The organism is Serratia sp. TSO36, assembly GCF_057808395.1.
In genome coordinates this window covers 30,703-48,022 of sequence record NZ_JBJZOU010000013.1, presented here as the reverse complement: position 1 = coordinate 48,022, position 17,320 = coordinate 30,703, and the positions used below count along the sequence as shown (strand labels likewise).

Here is a 17,320-nt window from a genome sequence, read left to right as displayed (position 1 = left end):
CCACGGAATAAGGTCTCGGGGAATCGCTCCCTCTGAGTCACCTCCTAGCTTAGGTGCAGTTGGCAGTTTGAGCAAAAACAAGTGATTAGAAGTTAGCCGCCTCGCCGGCCGCTGCCAGAAGCTCCAGTGACATCTTTGTTTTTCATCATCAATATATAGTCACATAATGTAATTAGTTTATAGGAAATTAATTCAATGCCATTGATAAATAAAGAAGAATCATAAAATACCCTGTTGACTTATCAGGTTACTCAATGTAACTTGATGTAAATTTTGATTAATGGAGCTAATCAAATTGCAGCTTATAACGGAAATAGTTCTTATTGTCATTTTCATCCTCATTATCAGTGCAACTTATAAAAACGCGAAGAAAAAAGGCTTGCGCACGTACCATATCGTCATGCTGTTCTTGATATTCCCCCTTGCCGTATTTTTAGACTACTGCCTGCAGCGCCAAGCGATCCTTTTGGATACGGCCGCCCTTAAAATCACGGCAATGTATGGTTTGTCGATGGCAGTTATTTTTTCGCTTGTGTTATCTATTACCTCTCGCAAGAAGGAGCTTAAATGAGAGCCTTAACGGAAGTTGAGTTGTCATGTATTAACGGTTCTGACGGCAATGATTCTTATAATCCGACTTCACTTATTGTCGGCAGCCTGAGCACAATAGCGAAATTGCCCACCCCCGTATCATTAGCCGTGGGCGTGGGCACGGAAATCGCTATTCAGGCCGCACCGCACATGCCGGTTAACGTTGCTATTCCACAGGTTCCCATGGGCCCAATATGGAATGGCAGTGGCGGTGGTCGCCCTTCACCGTCGTCGTCACTTTCAACACCGGATTCTTCAAATTAAAAAACGTGGGCCTTATTATCCCTTGAACAACAAGGCCGATATTTAACTTGCCCTGCACCCATAAAAATAACGATTAAAAAAATGAAAAACCTCGCCATGCTTCACGAAAGCTTGATTCCTTTTGTCGCAAAAAAGACAGGTTCTCAATTACTCTGGCACAACGAATTAAGCCCTGCCGAGCAGGACGAACTGAAAAATGAGGCCAGCTATCTCATCGAAGAAAATAATCGTCATGCTATTTTTGATGACGGCACGCCGCTCTTAAACGATGAAAAAGTCTTTTTCGCCGAACGTTATGGCGGCGGGGCTATTTCGCGCAACGGCGGTGGCGCACGCTGTGGCTTTGATGGGCGATGGCAGGTTAAAGGCATCGGAGCCAATGCGTTAGTCGGTCAAGGGGCAAAGCATGTCGATGGCGAGTTGACAATGACCGGCGCAGTCTTGGAGGCATTGTGGGGAAACGTCATGGCCAAACTGCTGCCTTACGGCGCCGTGCCCAATAAGGCGATCTTGCTGACCGACAACCCCATCGCCACCCTCTCTCCTGCATCGGCGGGAGATGTCCATAACCGCAAGGCGTTGCTGGTGCGCGAACCCGTCGTGCGCCCTGCACATTTTTGCCGCGCGCCCTACTATCATCCTCATGATGCGATGCAAAGGCAGCCTTCGGATATTGAGCGGACCGAAAAGCTCATTGTCGCCGCACCGTCCTTTCTGCCTCGTCCCTCTGAGTTTGACGCTGTGCGCTGGTTGGCATTGCCGCAGGAAGAACGAGCATTCTACGGGCTCTGCGAGCTTGCCCGGCGCCTTGCGACGCAGATAGCTTACTGCCGTACCCGCCATTTGGTGATGATGACCTCACCCTCCAATTGCGATATGGCCGGCAGGCTGCTGGACTTTCATGGTGTTCGCAGCGTTTTTCCCGCAGAACGTCGAGATCCCGGCCGCAGCTACATTCAGCACAACAAACTCAACGAAGACGCCCCTTTGTTGCTGAGAGGCATGCAAGATCTCGCTTTTTATTTAGCCAAGCATCAATTTGGCCCGGCATTTCTCGCGGCAGCGCACCAAGGCATCGGCGCGGCCTTTAGTATGGCCTACAAGCGAGCCTGCCTGCTGGATAATCTCGGTATGGCGGGTTTTGCCCCTGCATTTTTACAACGCCTGCCTCTCACCGCCGAATGGTTCGCCTTAGGCGAACGCTTGCAAAAAATGTTCGATTTGGCTCCCGGCGTCTTTAGCCGTCGACAAGGTCTGGGCCAGGGGAATGCTCATCCGGCGATTGCCCTGTTGCATCGGCTCATCGACTCGCCCGTAAGGGTTTCCGCCGAACAACAGGGTACGACAGCGGAGGAGAAATTTTCTCTGGCATTCCAGCGGTTATACGCGAAGTACCTTCAGGAAACATCAGCGGATCAAACCGCCGCCGGATTACAACAGGCGATGAAGCAGACCGTCACCCGAAGGTTGGGCTCCCGCGCGTTCATGCGCCGTGAAGTGATTTTTCAAGAAATTGCCGGCTGGCGCGGTGAAGTCAGCGAGATCAGCGAACAGTTGCAAACCTATCTGGATCGTTTCGAGCGCCAGGCGATCAACGTATTACAATAATAACGCTGAGGATATTTCGTGAGTTTTATCAAAGAAAACCAGCAGGGTAAAAGTAAGTTCAGTCAATACGAGAGCCTGGGCTTCGCCGTTAACTGTATGCTGATGAATAAAAATTACAGTTTGTACCATATAAAAACGTTGCAGCTATGGACTCAGGAAGCGATTAATCAAAACCAATTCAAAATATTATTCGACCATTTGGACAATCCGTTAGGATATATAACCTGGGCCTACCTGAGAGATGAGACGCTGGGTCGATTTATTAACGATCCGCAGTTTCTTCTCCATACCTCAGAATGGGATGAGGGCGGCACGCTGTGTATTTTAGATTTTTGCTGCAAACCAGGCAGCGCGCATTTATGTTTGGAACACCTTAAAACAGTTCACCCAATCGCAGAACGTCGCACGGTTGTATGGCGTTCCCGCCGAACGGGCAAACTGATGACGGTAAAAAAATAAAGAAAAATAAACATCAGGGATGAGCCGATGAGCAAGCATCAACTATTGGATTCACAGGCGGGATTTTACTACGGCACCAAGATCGGCGATGACAAATCGAGCTATAATATCGCGGAATATGTCGAAATAAATCACACTCTCGATATCGCAAGAATGAAACGTGCCATTCATCGCGTCATCAGCCAAACGCCGACGCTGCACGTTCTGTTTGATGAAGATAACGGTACGCCTTATCAATATCCCGTCACCGCCAACATCTCAGTGGAATGGGTAGATCTTTCGCAGCGCGCCAACAATATGGCCACCGCTATCGAATTAATGGAAGCGGATACCAAGCGCCCGTTCTCGTTGAACGCTGCGCCGTTATTCAGACAAAAAATCATTAGACTGGGTGAGCAACGCTTTCTATGGTATTTCTGCAGCCACCATCTGCTGCTTGATGGTTACGGCACTTATTTGCTGATCCACCAAGTGGCACAGGCCTACCGAGGCCAAACGCAGCAACCGCAAGACGTACCTGCGATCGATGCCTTGCTCAGGGCTGAATCTGAGTATAAACAGTCAGCCGCCTATCAAGCGGACCGACATTTTTGGCAAGCAGCCAGCGCCTCACTGCCAGACCCGATGACATTAGCCTGCGCCAATATTCCCTCGGGACAAACGATCCGCCATGTGACTTCGTTGCCCTATCCTGCCGAGCGCCTTGCGCTGCAAACCGGGCACCCTTCTTGGCTGGCGCGCACTTTCGTGGCAGTGATGGCATATTTGTACTTGTGTACCGGCGAGAAACAGCAAACGATCGGCGTCCCAATGATGGCGCGAACAGACTCCCTGACGAGGCAGGCGCTGACTTGCAAAACCAACGTTGTTCCTTTGACGCTCGATATTGAGGACACGGCCTCATGCCGACAGTTGGCGCAAACCATTGAACGCATGCTCAGGCAACTCAAAAAACATCAAGCGTTCCGTTACGAAGAGATAAAAAGTCTGAGGAGCGTCACCAGCCGCTCGCCGCTGTTCAACATCGTGGTCAATATCATTCCCTTTGAAGCGGCAGCCTCATTTTCTTCCGCGCAGCGCAGCGAAATCCGTAATTTACGCTCAGGAGGCGCGCAGGATCTGGTCTTCAACATGCGTCCCGATCTCGATAACCAAACGCTTCGGCTGGAGATCGATGCCGACTCAGGGCTTTACGATGCGGCCAGCCTGGTGCGGCACAGCCAGGGGATACAGACCTTGTGCGACTTGCTGTATCACGACCCGGAAAATCTTTCCGTCGCGGCATTGCGACAACGTTTCCCGCTCTCGCTGCAGGGTAAAGCAGCCAACGAGAACGTGGTCGATATAATGCAACGTATCGATCGTGCCGTCGTTCAAGCGCCGCAACGCACGGCGATCCTCACGCCCGCACACGCTTCGCTGTCGCTAAGAGCGCTGTCTTATGCCGTTTTGCAGCAACAGTGGCGTGCGCTGGCCGATACCCTGGCCCCCGCCCGTGCTGCATACACCGTGCTGTTGCTCGACTTGCCGCAAGGGCCGGAAGCCATCATCTGCATGCTTGCTGCGCTGCAGTTGAAAATGCCGTTCGTCAACCTGAATGCCAAAGGGGATGGAGCGGCTCATCGTCAACTGCTTGAACAGTTTAGCGACGCTATCCTGATTACCGATCGCACACTTCCCTCCTTTCATTCCGAACCTGACGTATTGGCGCATTGGCGCGCATCGACACTCGATATGCCGGCGGATTTCGCGCACTTCACCGTGTTTCGCCGGCAAACAGCGGCAGAGGCGCCGCCATTCCCGGCCGGAACCGGCTATATCATGTTTACCTCCGGCTCGACGGGAATGCCTAAAGGCGTGATAGGCGCCCGACATGCTCTCAACGTTTTTGTCGATGCGGCGATAAAATGCTATGGCATTCAACCGCATGAACGCGTGTTGCAATTTGCGCCCTTGCATTTCGATGCGTGCATTGAAGAAATTTTCATGACGCTGGGTGCCGGCGCCCACCTGTGTATCGCCCCTGAGGCCGTCAAGCACAGTTTTGCCGCTTTCTTCACATTCTGCGCCGATCATCAAATCAGCCTGCTGGATCTGCCGACCGCCTACTTTAATGAGATGCTGTTCGCCTCCGGCGGCGAACAGACGCTGCCGCCGGCCGTCACGACCGTTATCATCGGCGGCGAAAGCCTTTCACCGCGAGCCAAAGAAAGCTGGTTCGCGCACTATCCCAAAGGCAGAAAGTTATTCAACTCCTACGGCCCAACCGAGACAACCGTGGTGGCGACGGTCGCCGAAATCAAAAACGATGGCGCCGCCGTGACGATAGGCGCACCGTTGGACGGTATATACACGGCGATCGTCGGCGAGGATCTCAGGCTGTTGCCGCTCGGCTGCAGCGGCGAATTACTGATAGCCGGAGCGACCGTCAGCCTGGGATATTTGCATCAGCCAACGCTGAGCGCGGAAAAGTTCGTCACCCTTGAGGTTAACGGCCATCCCATGCCCGCCTTTCGTACCGGCGATATCGCCTGCCAGCGCCAGGATGGGCAGCTGGTGTTCCTTGGCCGCAAAATTCGTGAAGCGAAAATCGCCGGGCAGCGCGTCAATATGGGTGAGATAGAAAGCTGTCTGGCCCGGTTGCCCGCAATTGTCGAAATTGCCGTGCTGGCCAAAAGCGGCGACGCGGGAACGGAACTGTACGCGCATTATCACAGCCGGCAGCCGCTCAGCGAGGCAATGCGCCGCACGCTGTATGGCGAACTGCCCAATGCACATATTCCTCAGCGCTTCGTGCATCACCCAACGCCGCTGGCCAAACTGGCTAACGGCAAGATTGATTATCGCACCCTGGAAAGACAATCCCGGCTGCCTGAACCCACACGGGAATTGCGTTCGACGACATTCAACACCCTGGTGCATGAGGTTTGGCTGGCGACGCTGGGCAGTGACGATGGCGACTTCTTCACGCTCGGCGGCGAGTCGCTGCAGGCCATAAAAATCATTAACGCGCTTAACGCCCACTGTCGGTTGGATCTGAACCTGAGCGACATTTTTGAACATCCGAGACTCGCCGATTTCTGCCGACACCTAACGCAGCTGGCCCATGCACGCTATGGCCTGGATCCGCAGCATCTGGACATCCGCTGCGCTATCGGCCGCCGCCTATCAACCGAGGCGCCGGCCAGCAGCCGGCTGTTTATTCAATCTCCCGAAGGCGCAGATGAACGACTTTTGTTGGCTGCCCTCGCCGACAAACACGGTGTGGACATTCTGTCACCGCAGGCGCTGCCGTTGCATGCTGAATGGCCGCTGAACGCGGCCATATTCAACGTACCGAACGAAGCCACGCAATATGCCAGCTGGCTTGATGCGCTTTCGGCCCTGCTGCTCGTCCTGCCCGGCCGAGTTAACTACATGATCTTCATGCATGATACAGCCGGCGGCGCCAGACTCACGCAAAGCCTGCTGCGCGATTTTCGGCATGAGCGGCTGCTGTTGCTGCATAAAACCGATTCGCGCCGCCAAGCCGTCGACGCCGGCGTTACTGAGTTGATAGCCTTTTCCGCGCGGCTTGGCTATTTCCCGCACATCCGGTTCGATACGGCCAATGAGCGATTGAACGGCTGCGTACTGAGGATCTTCGGCTTCGATGATGGCGAGAATATCGATCATCGCGCCGCCTTCACAATGGCACAGCGGAGAAACCCGGGAGTGCAGTTGTGTAGCTTGTCGCATTGGCTGAATTTGATTTCCGCCCACAGCGACAAACGCCCGAATAAAAGCGGTCGAACAGGGAAAGCTATCGACGTCAACATAGAAGGAGTGCACTGATGAGCGTCATCGGCCTGATCAATCTGATGGAAATGGCGAAACAGGGAGCAACATTCGGCGAGCTGTCACCTCGACGCCAAACCATCGAGCATGTCGACGCCGCCGCCCTCAGTGCGGTGCAGGAAGACATCACCGCATTTTTATCTGTCTGTACGCCAGATAATGCAGTGCGAGACACCGGGGAGAAGCCTTGTTACACCGTCAATCACTACGCGGGGCAATACCTGTGGCTGTATGAAAACTTCACCAAGAACAGCCCGCTGTATAACATTCCGATCGCCAAAGAGATCCTGGGGCCCTTTGAACCCACGCGTTTGCTCGCCGCGCTGAAAAAACTACTCAAGCGGCACGGTGCGCTTTGCGGCCGCTATCGGCTAGACGGGGAAGCCATCACCGTTGACATCGTGCATCCTGATGAAACCATTTTCGAACACAGTCTCGAGGACATCAGCGGGCAGAATAGTGAGGAGCAGCAAAAAAGTATGCTGGCGGCGCTTAACGCCCAGTGCACGATTCCGTTTGATCTCGGTGCCGAGTATCCCCTGCGCTGCCGGATCTTGAGAAAGAGCGCGCAGCACCACTATCTGTTCTTGACCTTTCACCATTGCGTGGTCGACGGCTGGACGGCCAATTTGCTGGTGGATGAACTGAGCCGTGGCTATCACGCGCACGAAGAGCATTGCCATTATGACAACGGCCAGGCGTTTTTCCGCTACCTTGAAGACCCTTTCCTCGCCGTCGCCAATGTCGATGACAGCATGGCGTTTTGGCGCGATGAACTGGATGGTGCGCCGGAAAAACACGCGCTTGAATACGATATCGCCATCACCGCGGCAGGCAAAACACAGAATATCGTCAGAACATCGCTGACGAACGAACTGCAGTCGGCTCTGGCCCAGTTAGCCAAACATAACGGTACGACGCTGTTTACGCTGTTGCACTCCGCCTTCGCGTTACTGATTGCCAGAGAATCTGCGACGGATCGCGTGGTCATCGGTAGCCCGATCGCCAACAGGAACGAGCCGACGTTAAACGATGCCGTGGGCAGCTTCGTCAACACGATCGCTCACCAATTTATCATCACTGGCGACGACAGTTTCACCGCGCTGCTGCAAAAGAACGCGAATAAATTTGCGCGCGCTTTCAAACATCAGGGTTTGCCATTCTCTTACCTGGTTGAACAACTCAAGCCCACGCGCGGCAAGTTTCACCCCATTTTTCAAATCATGTTCGTCTGCCAACATCGCAAAAGCAATGAGCTGAATGTTGGCGGTGCGCAGGTTAACACCCTGCCGAGACGCTATGCGCCGCCCAAGTTTGATCTGGTTCTGGAGGTGATTTCCAGCGCGGAGGGCATTCAGTTGGAATGGCAATACAACGCCAAGCTGTTTACGCCGGAGCGCATTGACGGATTGGCGCAAGCTTACGCATTGCTGCTGCAGCAAATTGCCTGCGATCCCTCGCGGGCCGTCGGCCACTATTCGCTGGCGTCAATGGCCGATAACCGGCAATTGCATCAGCTCTCCATCGGACAGGCGATGCCGGCATTCTTGCGGCAACCTCTTTCCGATCGGCTGTTACGCACTGCCCACCAGCATGCGGATCGCCCGGCGTTGTACGAGGGCGATAGCGTATGGCATTACGATCGGCTGTTGCGGCACGCCGGCCTCGTGGCGCATTGGCTGATCGCCCATACCGCCCCAGGCGCGCTCATCGCCATCGATCTTCCACGCGGCGCTCATCAAGCTATTGCGGCGCTCGGCGTGATCCTCGCCGGACGCGCCTACTTGCCGTTGGCCGAAGGATTGCCGGATGCCCGCGCAGCCGCCATTATGCGGATATCAGGTTGCGCCTGGGTTTTGAGCAACCAGGCTCACCATCGCGCCCGCTATCCGCAGACTACCCGCATTCAAGATCCGGAGGCGCTGTTTTCCCCTCATGTCACAGACACAGCGACCTTCCCGCCAGGCGAAGCGGAAGCGCTCGCCTATGTCATTTATACGTCGGGGACGACCGGCACGCCAAAAGGTGTGGCTATGGAACAGGGTGCCGTCACCAATACCTTGCTGACCATGAACCGACAGTTTAACGTTTCTCATCGTGACAACGTATTGGCGCTCGCCGATCTGGCCTTCGATTTATCGGTCTATGACCTGTTCGGCAGCTGGCTAGCCGGCGCATCGGTAACGGTGCTATCGCCGCATGAAGCGAAAGAGCCGTCAGCATGGCTAAATGCGATACGCCAGCGGCAAATCAGCATCTGGAACTCGGTTCCCGCCATCTTGCAAATGCTGGTGCAATATTGCGCACAAGAAAACATCCTGTCGCTGCCTCAACTGCGGCATATTTGGCTGAGCGGCGATCGCATCTCTTCGCGGCTGATCGCCGAGGCACATCGGCTTTGCCCCAACGCCACCATCACCAGCCTTGGCGGTGCAACCGAAGGGGCAATATGGTCAATTTATCATCCGGTTACACGAGATACGCACTACAGAAACGCCATCCCCTATGGAACCGCATTGCCAAATCAGAGCATGTGGGTGTTGGATGAAAAACTCGAGCCGTGCGGTTTCGGCGTTACCGGCGACATTTATATCGGTGGCGTTGGGGTTGCCCGCGAGTATTGGCGCGATAGCCAAACCACCGCCGGCAGCTTTGTGCTTTTCCCAACCACCGGAGAACGCGTGTACCGCACCGGCGATCGCGGCCGTTGGCATCGCAGCGGTTACATCGAGTTTCTCGGCCGCGAAGACCAACAGGTGAAACTGCAGGGTTTTCGCGTCGAATTGGGTGACGTCGAATTCGCGCTCAAAAGCAGCGAGCTGGTCGCTGAAGCGTGTGTCGTCTGTCGCGATGAAACCGGGAACGGCACACCGCATCTGGAGGCTTACATCACATTGACCGAGGCGGGGAAAACCTGCATTCAAGCAGAGCAAAGAATACGCGAGCTGGTTACGGCCGCATTGCCCACGTATATGGCGCCATCCCGCTATCATCTCATTGAACGTTTCCCGCTTTCACGCAACGGCAAATTGGATCGCACCTTGCTATCGCCAGGCACCGAACGGAGTCAGGCCAGCGATGTTGCACCCGCGGCGTCCGCGGAACTCATGCTGCTACGAGAGCTGTTGGCGAATACGTTAGGCTGTACCCCAGACAAGATCGACCCCCATGCCAGCTTCTTCAGCAATGGCGGCAGCTCGCTTTCCGGCATCACGTTTTTGGGCAACATCAAGCGCGCCCTTAATGTGGAATTAACCCTGGCGGAAATCCTTGGCTACTCACAGCTCGATAAACTTGCCGAGCGTCTGCGCGCGAATGCGCCCCTGCCGTTATCGATGCTGTCCGGCTCAGCCGATCGCCCCTCTCTGCCCACCTTGTATTTGGTGCATGGCGCCGGCGGCCAGGTACATCAATATGCAAAGTGGACAAAACAGCTTTGCGCCTGCGCCAACATCATTACCATCGCCAGCCCGGGGTTGGCCGCGCCAGGCGCAGACGACACACTCACCCTGCAGCGATTGGCCGCCTCCCACTTGGCGGCCATACCGCGTGCCAAACGCGACACGGCCGTTATCGCCGGCTGGTCATTGGGTGGCCAATTAGCTGTCCATATGGCGGCGCTGGCCACGGAACAAGGCGCGCCCTTTGCGCATGCGGTGGTTGTCGACAGCGGTTTGCCCGCCCAGCAGCCCGCAGTGAAGCGACGTTTCAGCGTGGCCCAAAGTTACCTCAGTCTGTTCGACTCCCTCGGTATTGCGCGCCATTTGTGTCGGCGTCAAGAAACGAATGCGATAGACAGCTTCGCCAACGAGATAAAAATGCACTATGCGCTGAATCAGAGCGTGCTTGCGAAGAAGATCACGCTGGAACATGCCGAAACCTTCTGTTGGGCGCTGAAAAAATCGTTCGAACTAACGAATAACGCCGGCCCCCTGCCGCAGATAGCGATACCGCTAACGCTTTGGCTCAGCCAGCAACGTCAGCGTAAACACCCCCATCTTGCACAACGCTGGGAGATGCAATCCTCGCATAGCGTTCAACTCAGTTATTGTGCAGAAACGCATTACAGCATTTTAAACAACGCTCAACTTCTTCGAGCGCTGACGCAATTGCTGCACGCGTTGTCAACATCATTGGAATAACGCGAGAAGATACCCCCTATCAATCAAACCTATCGAGGCACTGATGAAATTACCAAGCAGTTGGATTTTTTTGTTCTGCTTTTACTACACATTTATGGATATTTTTTATTCTTTATTTTTTCCCGAAGACCGGAGGTTTACCAGCACAATCATTCAATCCTTTATCTTTTCAACCTTGCTAGTGGCATTTTTCTGGTATCGGAAAACTGCAAAAACCAAAAACCAATAATATAAGGAAGTCATTATGAGAGAGCTTACACTTAATGAAGTGAACTTTATCGCGGCAGCTGGGGATTTCAGCTATGCAGAGTTGGGCGGTGCAGTCGCTGCCGGCGCGGTTGGTGGAGCGATGACCGGCGCCATGGCTGGCGGCGTCGGTGCTGGCCCAGGCGCTGTTGCCGGTGCCGTTATCGGTGGTGCCGCCTATACCGCTGGCAAAATGGTGGAATCCATGTTGGGTGGCAATAAACAAACATCGACGAACAATCCTGCCGACAGTAACTAATGCAGGAAGATTCGTATCCATCATATGAAAAGATTATTCATTATATTGTTCGCCATTTTAATCGGGCTTGTTGTTGGCGCGATTGCGGATTATTTCAGCCTCAATCGTTTCTTGAAATACGCCCTTATCGCCTTTGCCGTTATCGCCACGCATAAATTGCTCAATAGCGATCGCGGGCGACGCTCAGCATGATCAACGTGGCTTATTTTAAAATTTAATTATTAAGGAGCAAGTATGCGCAATCTTACCTCTGAAGAATGTTCAATCATTTCCGGTGCAGGAGATCGCAGCGGTACATTGACGGTTTCCGCAGAAACTGTCGGCGCAGCGATCGGCGGCGGCATCGGCTCTATCGGTGGCGTGGCGGGCGGCGTTGTCGGCACTATTGTCGGCGGTGCTGTCGGTAACTATGTCACCGGCGATCGTGCCCCCGGCTCAGTTGGCCCATCAGGCATTCCCTGGGGCGGGAGCAACGGCGGCGGTACCATGTGGGGGAACAACAACAATACCGATTCGAACTGATCGGGGCCCTGCAAGCCTCGCGGTTGACCTCAGCGGTTAACATTGGCTTCAGCGCCTAAAGCGTCACATCATGCCAGGGTTATCATTGTGATAACCCTTTTTTCACGGGTTCACCGCAGGATGAGTGCGAGGTTGACGTAGCGAAAATATCGGGGTGAAGAGGCCAGGTAAAGCGAAACTGACATTACCCGAGTCGAATGACTCTATCCGCAGAGGCAATCGTCGACGGACGGTGCGCAATAATCACGCGGGTAATGTTCAGTTGTGAAATAGCGCGGTTAATATGTGTTTCATTATCTAGATCCAGGTGGCTAGTCGCTTCGTCCATAAACAGAATGCTGGGGCGACGATAGAGCGCACGGGCTATCAATAAGCGCTGTTTCTGCCCGCCAGAAAGGCTCCCCCCCAGTTCGCCGATCAATGTTTCATAGCCCATCGGCATGTTTTGAATATCATCATGCATATTGCAACGTCGTGCGCACGCCTCAATACGCTTCAGATCCATTTCGGCATCAAATCCTGAAATATTTTCAGCGATAGATCCCGCCAGCAGCTTGTCATCCTGCAACACGCAAGCGATACATTGGCGATAATTATTAACGCCAATGTTGCTGATATCCATACCGTCGACCAGCACGGCCCCTTCATCCGGCGACAGCAACCCACACATTAACTTCATCAACGTGGTTTTACCCGCGCCGGAGGGACCGACAATCGCCACGCTTTCTCCCGCTGCAATGCTGAGATTCAAATCCGCGATAATGGGTTTCGCCAAGCGATCATACTGGTAGCGCAGATTCCGCACCTGAAGCTCCGCGGCTTTGCCTTTTGTGAAGAGCTGACGCGCGGGCATTTGCGATTCCGGTGACGAAAGCACAATGTCCGCCACCCTTTCATTATGCAAACTCAGCATTCGCAGCTGAAGCATCATGTCGATCAGGCTGCTGGCACGCTCCGAAAACTGCCCGCGGTAGGCGTTAAACGCGATAAACATGCCGATCGTCATTTGATTGTCTATGACCAATGCCGCGCCTAGCCAAAGGATGATCACCTGATCGCAGGTGGCGATAAACGCCCCCAGGCCGCCAAACATCATGTTTAATTTGGTCAGCTTGATACCGGCATTGATCGTTTCTACGTTTAGATTCAGCCAATACTGCGAACGGGTTTCAGATAACCCCAGCGCCTTTAACGTACTGACGCTATACAACGTTTCCATGAAATGAGACCCGGCTCGTGCCCCTTTCACCAACTGCTCTTCCGACAGCTGCCGATAATATTGATAGGTCGACAACCTGAGAATAACGTATATCGCCGTAAAGCCGAGCACCACCCAAACCAACCAGCCGCCATAGAGCAGCATCATGATAAATACGCCTACGGACATGATGCCATCAATAATACTGCTGACGATGCTGGTAGTGAAAGTCGCTCTTATCGTATCCAATGAGCCGAAACGGGATTGAATATCACCCAACTTGCGCTTCTCAAAGAAGGAAAGCGGCAATTTCATCAGATGATCGAACACTCCCGCCTTCCACTGCACGTCTATCAACGCGCCCATGACGATAGAGATCCACGAGCGCAACATGGATACGCCGGTACGGAATAAAATAAAAAACAGCAATCCTATGCATATCAGCGCTAAAAGATCATGATCGCCGGCCAGAATCACATGGTCCATGACCAACTGCGTACCGACGGGCAACAGCAGATTAACCGTTTCAATCACGATCGACAGACAGAAGATCTTTAGCAAGGCCCCCTTGAGGCCGCGCACATTGCTCATCAGCTTGCGAAAACGCAATCTGCTTTGCTGTTTGATCGGCTGAAATTCACTGTCTGGCCACAGCTCAAGCGCTACGCCGGTAAAATGCCGCGACAGTTCATGCAACCCCAGCACTTTACGGCCAAAGGCAGGATCATGGATCACCGCCCGCCCTCGGCTGACACTGACAAGCACCACGAAATGCTTCATGTCCCAATGCAGAATACAAGGCATTTTCAATGCCTTAAGTTCATCGATATTCAGCGATAACGCTCTGGATTGCAGTTTCAGTGCGCTCGCGATGTCAATCAGCGCGGACAGCGTCGCCCCGCGTGAAGAAAAGCCGTAGCGGCTGCGCAGATTAAACAGATCGATTTGCAAGCCATGGTAATGGCATACCATCGCCAGACTGGCCAGCCCACATTCCGAGGCTTCAGTTTGCAGGATCTGCGGCACTTTGCGGCGCAGCGACAAGTTGAGTTTGCCCTTTAGCGTGTCGAAATAAGATTCAGTCATTGATTGGCCCCATCAGGCTGTTTTTCATATCGTAGAAAGGCGAGAACATCCATTGATATAAAGGCCTTTTTTCCAGAAACAGCGTGGATTGAGCCCGCATGCCGTTAGTGAGCTGCAACGCCTTGCCCTGGTAACTGATATGCGTTTCATCCAGGGAAACGGTGACCTTGTAATAAGATGCCGTTTGCGCGTTGGGCTGATGCACGGGAGAACTGCTGTAAGTTGACATTTCTTGCATGGAGGCCGGCACATAAGCGATGCTTTCTATCCTGCCGGGAAACTGGCCAAACTTCTCATAGGGGAAAGCATCATAACGAATGTTGATGGCGTCCCCCGCTGAAACATAAGGCACACTGGCGTTCGGCAACCATAAAACTAGCTGATAAATCGCGCCATTACGTGGAATAATCTGTACCAGACTGTCACCGCTATTGACCATCTGACCCGGGGTAACGCTGAGAGATTCAATGCGGCCATCGCTCGGGGCGTTCACGATCAATGCGCCGCTGGCATCGGCTTCCGCTAACTGCCGTTGCAAATCATTACGCTGAAACTGGTACTGTGAAATTTGATTATCGAAATCTGCCGCGCGCGTAACGATGTCGCTTTCCAAATTCGTAATTTGCAACGATTCCTGAATGTGTTGGCTATGCAGGTTTTGGAACAGACTTTGTTGTTGATAAAAAGAATAGGTTTGTCCGCTAAGCTGATCTTTGGTAATCAGACCGCGCTGCTGATATTCCTTATAGGAACGCATGTTGTCCTGAGCAAATGCCACCCCTTCTCGTGCGTTATCCAACAGCTGTTTGGACTGCATGTGCGCCAATTCATACTGTTTTTTTTGCGCGCGTAGATTTTCCAGCGTCATGCGCTTGTTGTCTTGCAACTTAAGGATGATGCTGTCAACGTGTTTTAACTGGTTTTCCAGCGCCAGGCGCGTATTGGCGCTCACTTTCCCGTTATCCGTCACCCGGCTGACATCAATCTGATAAAGACGCTGGCCTTTTTTAACCACGTCGCCCACTTCGACGAAGCGTTCCGAGATAAAACCCTGCTGGGGTGCAAACACATTGACTGAGCGGGGGAAGGTGGTGATTTCACCATAAACATTAATGCGGCGCGTATAATGACTGAATATAAGAAAAGAGAGGAAAACAAGAATAAATAAAAACGATAAAAGACCAAAGCACCAGGCGGGCAAGCCGTTTATCAATAAGGCCTTACCCGCCCATTTCGCCCGCTGATGATCCGTGGCTTCCTGTCGAAACAAATCACGCATGAAATCCCTTTCCAGAAATAAAGCTCAAGCCAATCCTGGCTCGTAAAATGCAGAAGTACACCGAAAAAACAGCAACAGTGATTAAAACAAGCCTGTTGCTTTTTAAGCAGCGATATCGTAAAGATAATTATTCTCATTATGATATAGAGCCCCCCGAAGAAATGCAATGCTTTTTACGCACTTATCCAGCAACATGGCTGTATATCACCATGTGTATTCATAAAAAACCAATAAAGAGTCTCCTAACCAAATAATCGTATTCAGACTACATCTCGGCATGTCCAATAAATAATCATGCGCCGCACTTCCATTGTCTGTTTTTCATCCACAACGTGTGCAGCAATAACGCTATCAAGGCTTTCACTTCCTTATGTTAAAATTGTCGCCACGCGGTGTCGGCGTATTCCAATATGCCTTTGCGCCAACACCGCGAATGAAATCAGTCTGACACCGCCGCCTGATAAACCACCTTGCCGTCCACATAGGTGCGATAAATATTGCGATCGTCCCCCAGCGTCATCAGCACGAAGCCTTGTTCCGCCGGCGTGGCGCTGTTGGCGTAGCGTAACTGCTGCAGCGGCGTCACCGCCGGATCGAGCACCACGAAATCCGCCTCTTTGCCGACGTCGAAGTTGCCGATTTTGTCGTCCAGCGACAGCGCGCGGGCGCCGCCCAGGGTGGCGTGATAGAACGCTTCTATGGCGGAGAGCCGGTAATGCTGCAGCTGGCCGACCTTGTACGCCTCGCCCAGCGTGCGCAGCATATTGAAGGAGGTGCCTGCCCCCACGTCGGTGCCGATGCCGAGCTTAACCCGCTTGCGCCAGGCCTGCTGCAGGTCGAACAGCCCGCTGCCGAGGAACAGGTTGGAGGTGGGGCAAAAGGCGATCGCCGAACGGGTCTCGCACAGGCAGTCCCACTCCTGCTCCTCCAGGTGCAGGCAGTGTGCGAACACGCTTTTGCCGCCGGTCATGCCGTAGCGATGGTAAACGTCCAGATAGCTTTGGCTTTGCGGGAACAGCGATTTTACCCAGGCCACTTCCTGCGGATTCTCGCTCAGGTGCGTCTGCAGCCACACGTCGGGGAATTCTTCGCGCAGCCGCTGCACCTGCGCCAGCAGCGCCGGGGTGCTGGTTGGCGCAAAGCGCGGCGTAATGGCGTAACCGAGGCGGCCTTTGCCGTGCCAGCGTTCAATCAACTCGCGCGTGTCGCGGTAACTCTGCTCCGGCGTTTCCAGCAGCGCCTGCGGCGCATGGCGATCCATCATCACCTTACCGGCGATCAGGCGCATGTTCAGCGTTTGCGCCTGGCTGAACAGCGCATCGACCGACTGCGGGTGCACGCTGCCGAACACCAGCGCGGTGGTGGTGCCGTTGCTCAGCAACTCCCGCAGAAAGAAGGCCGACATCGCGTCGGCGTGCCGCTCGCAGCCATAGCGGCTTTCGGTCGGGAAGGTGTAATTATTTAACCAGTCCAGCAGTTGGTCGCCATAGGCGGCAATCATTTCGGTTTGCGGATAGTGGATATGGGTGTCGATAAAGCCCGGTACGATCGGTTTGTCGCGATACTCCGTGACCGCGAAACCCGGCGGCAGCAGCGCCTCGCCCTGCTGCCAGCTGCCGAACCAGACGATGACGCCCCCGTTCAGCAGCAACAAACCGTCGGGAATGTGCCGCAGGCGTTCGTCAAGCTGTTGCGGTTCCTCCACGCAGGCCGCGATATCAAAAAAATTGCCACGAATAGCCGTGGTGAATTGCAGTGCCATTATTTTCTTCCTTGTGACGACCGGCCAATCTCACCCGCATAATAACCTGCGCCGATGAAACAATGCC

12 protein-coding genes are annotated in these 17,320 nt (G+C 53.7%); 9 read left to right on the top strand and 3 right to left on the bottom strand.

Annotated features, from left to right (window positions below):
- The first annotated feature begins 295 nt into the window (after positions 1–295).
- The 9 genes from ACK3CV_RS12185 to ACK3CV_RS12145 all read left to right on the top strand — a co-directional run bounded on the left by ACK3CV_RS12185 (position 296) and on the right by ACK3CV_RS12145 (position 11,928).
- Positions 296–571: a hypothetical protein gene (locus ACK3CV_RS12185; RefSeq protein ID WP_060420559.1), complete on the top strand. Its 276-nt coding sequence runs from the start codon at positions 296–298 to the stop codon at positions 569–571.
- Complete coding sequence (locus ACK3CV_RS12180; protein WP_164141110.1) at positions 568–855, top strand: E492 group microcin; 288 nt, start codon at positions 568–570, stop codon at positions 853–855. The genes ACK3CV_RS12185 and ACK3CV_RS12180 overlap by 4 nt, the downstream gene beginning before the upstream one ends.
- Positions 856–936: 81 nt before the next feature.
- The gene (locus tag ACK3CV_RS12175) at positions 937–2,463 is read left to right on the top strand and encodes an MchC protein (protein ID WP_128884729.1); all 1,527 of its coding nucleotides are present in this window, start codon (positions 937–939) and stop codon (positions 2,461–2,463) included.
- An 18-nt stretch (positions 2,464–2,481) separates the two neighbouring features.
- Complete coding sequence (locus ACK3CV_RS12170; protein ID WP_033634445.1) at positions 2,482–2,922, top strand: toxin-activating lysine-acyltransferase; 441 nt, start codon at positions 2,482–2,484, stop codon at positions 2,920–2,922.
- Positions 2,923–2,949: 27 nt separating this feature from the next.
- A complete protein-coding gene (locus ACK3CV_RS12165) occupies positions 2,950–6,756 on the top strand; it encodes an AMP-binding protein (RefSeq protein WP_164141112.1) in 3,807 nt (1,268 codons plus the stop codon).
- The gene (locus ACK3CV_RS12160; RefSeq protein ID WP_164038374.1) at positions 6,756–10,901 is read left to right on the top strand and encodes a non-ribosomal peptide synthetase; all 4,146 of its coding nucleotides are present in this window, start codon (positions 6,756–6,758) and stop codon (positions 10,899–10,901) included. Before ACK3CV_RS12165 ends, ACK3CV_RS12160 begins: the two co-directional genes overlap by 1 nt.
- A gap of 244 nt (positions 10,902–11,145) precedes the next feature.
- Positions 11,146–11,406, top strand: coding sequence for a hypothetical protein (locus ACK3CV_RS12155; RefSeq protein WP_049196799.1), 261 nt, complete (start codon positions 11,146–11,148; stop codon positions 11,404–11,406).
- A gap of 24 nt (positions 11,407–11,430) precedes the next feature.
- The gene (locus ACK3CV_RS12150) at positions 11,431–11,598 is read left to right on the top strand and encodes a hypothetical protein (protein ID WP_154067229.1); all 168 of its coding nucleotides are present in this window, start codon (positions 11,431–11,433) and stop codon (positions 11,596–11,598) included.
- A 42-nt stretch (positions 11,599–11,640) separates the two neighbouring features.
- A complete protein-coding gene (locus tag ACK3CV_RS12145; RefSeq protein ID WP_025302730.1) occupies positions 11,641–11,928 on the top strand; it encodes a hypothetical protein in 288 nt (95 codons plus the stop codon).
- Positions 11,929–12,112: 184 nt separating this feature from the next.
- Here ACK3CV_RS12145 and ACK3CV_RS12140 read toward each other — a convergent pair whose 3' ends face one another.
- The 3 genes from ACK3CV_RS12140 to guaD all read right to left on the bottom strand — a co-directional run bounded on the left by ACK3CV_RS12140 (position 12,113) and on the right by guaD (position 17,253).
- Positions 12,113–14,212, bottom strand: a complete 2,100-nt coding sequence (locus ACK3CV_RS12140) for a peptidase domain-containing ABC transporter (protein ID WP_033638474.1) — start codon at positions 14,210–14,212, stop codon at positions 12,113–12,115.
- Positions 14,205–15,491 carry an HlyD family secretion protein gene (locus ACK3CV_RS12135; protein WP_033648236.1) on the bottom strand — a complete coding sequence of 429 codons (1,287 nt, stop codon included), beginning with the start codon at positions 15,489–15,491 and terminating at the stop codon, positions 14,205–14,207. The genes ACK3CV_RS12140 and ACK3CV_RS12135 overlap by 8 nt, the downstream gene beginning before the upstream one ends.
- A 439-nt stretch (positions 15,492–15,930) precedes the next feature.
- The gene (gene guaD / locus ACK3CV_RS12130; RefSeq protein WP_164038371.1) at positions 15,931–17,253 is read right to left on the bottom strand and encodes a guanine deaminase; all 1,323 of its coding nucleotides are present in this window, start codon (positions 17,251–17,253) and stop codon (positions 15,931–15,933) included.
- Positions 17,254–17,320 lie beyond the last annotated feature (67 nt).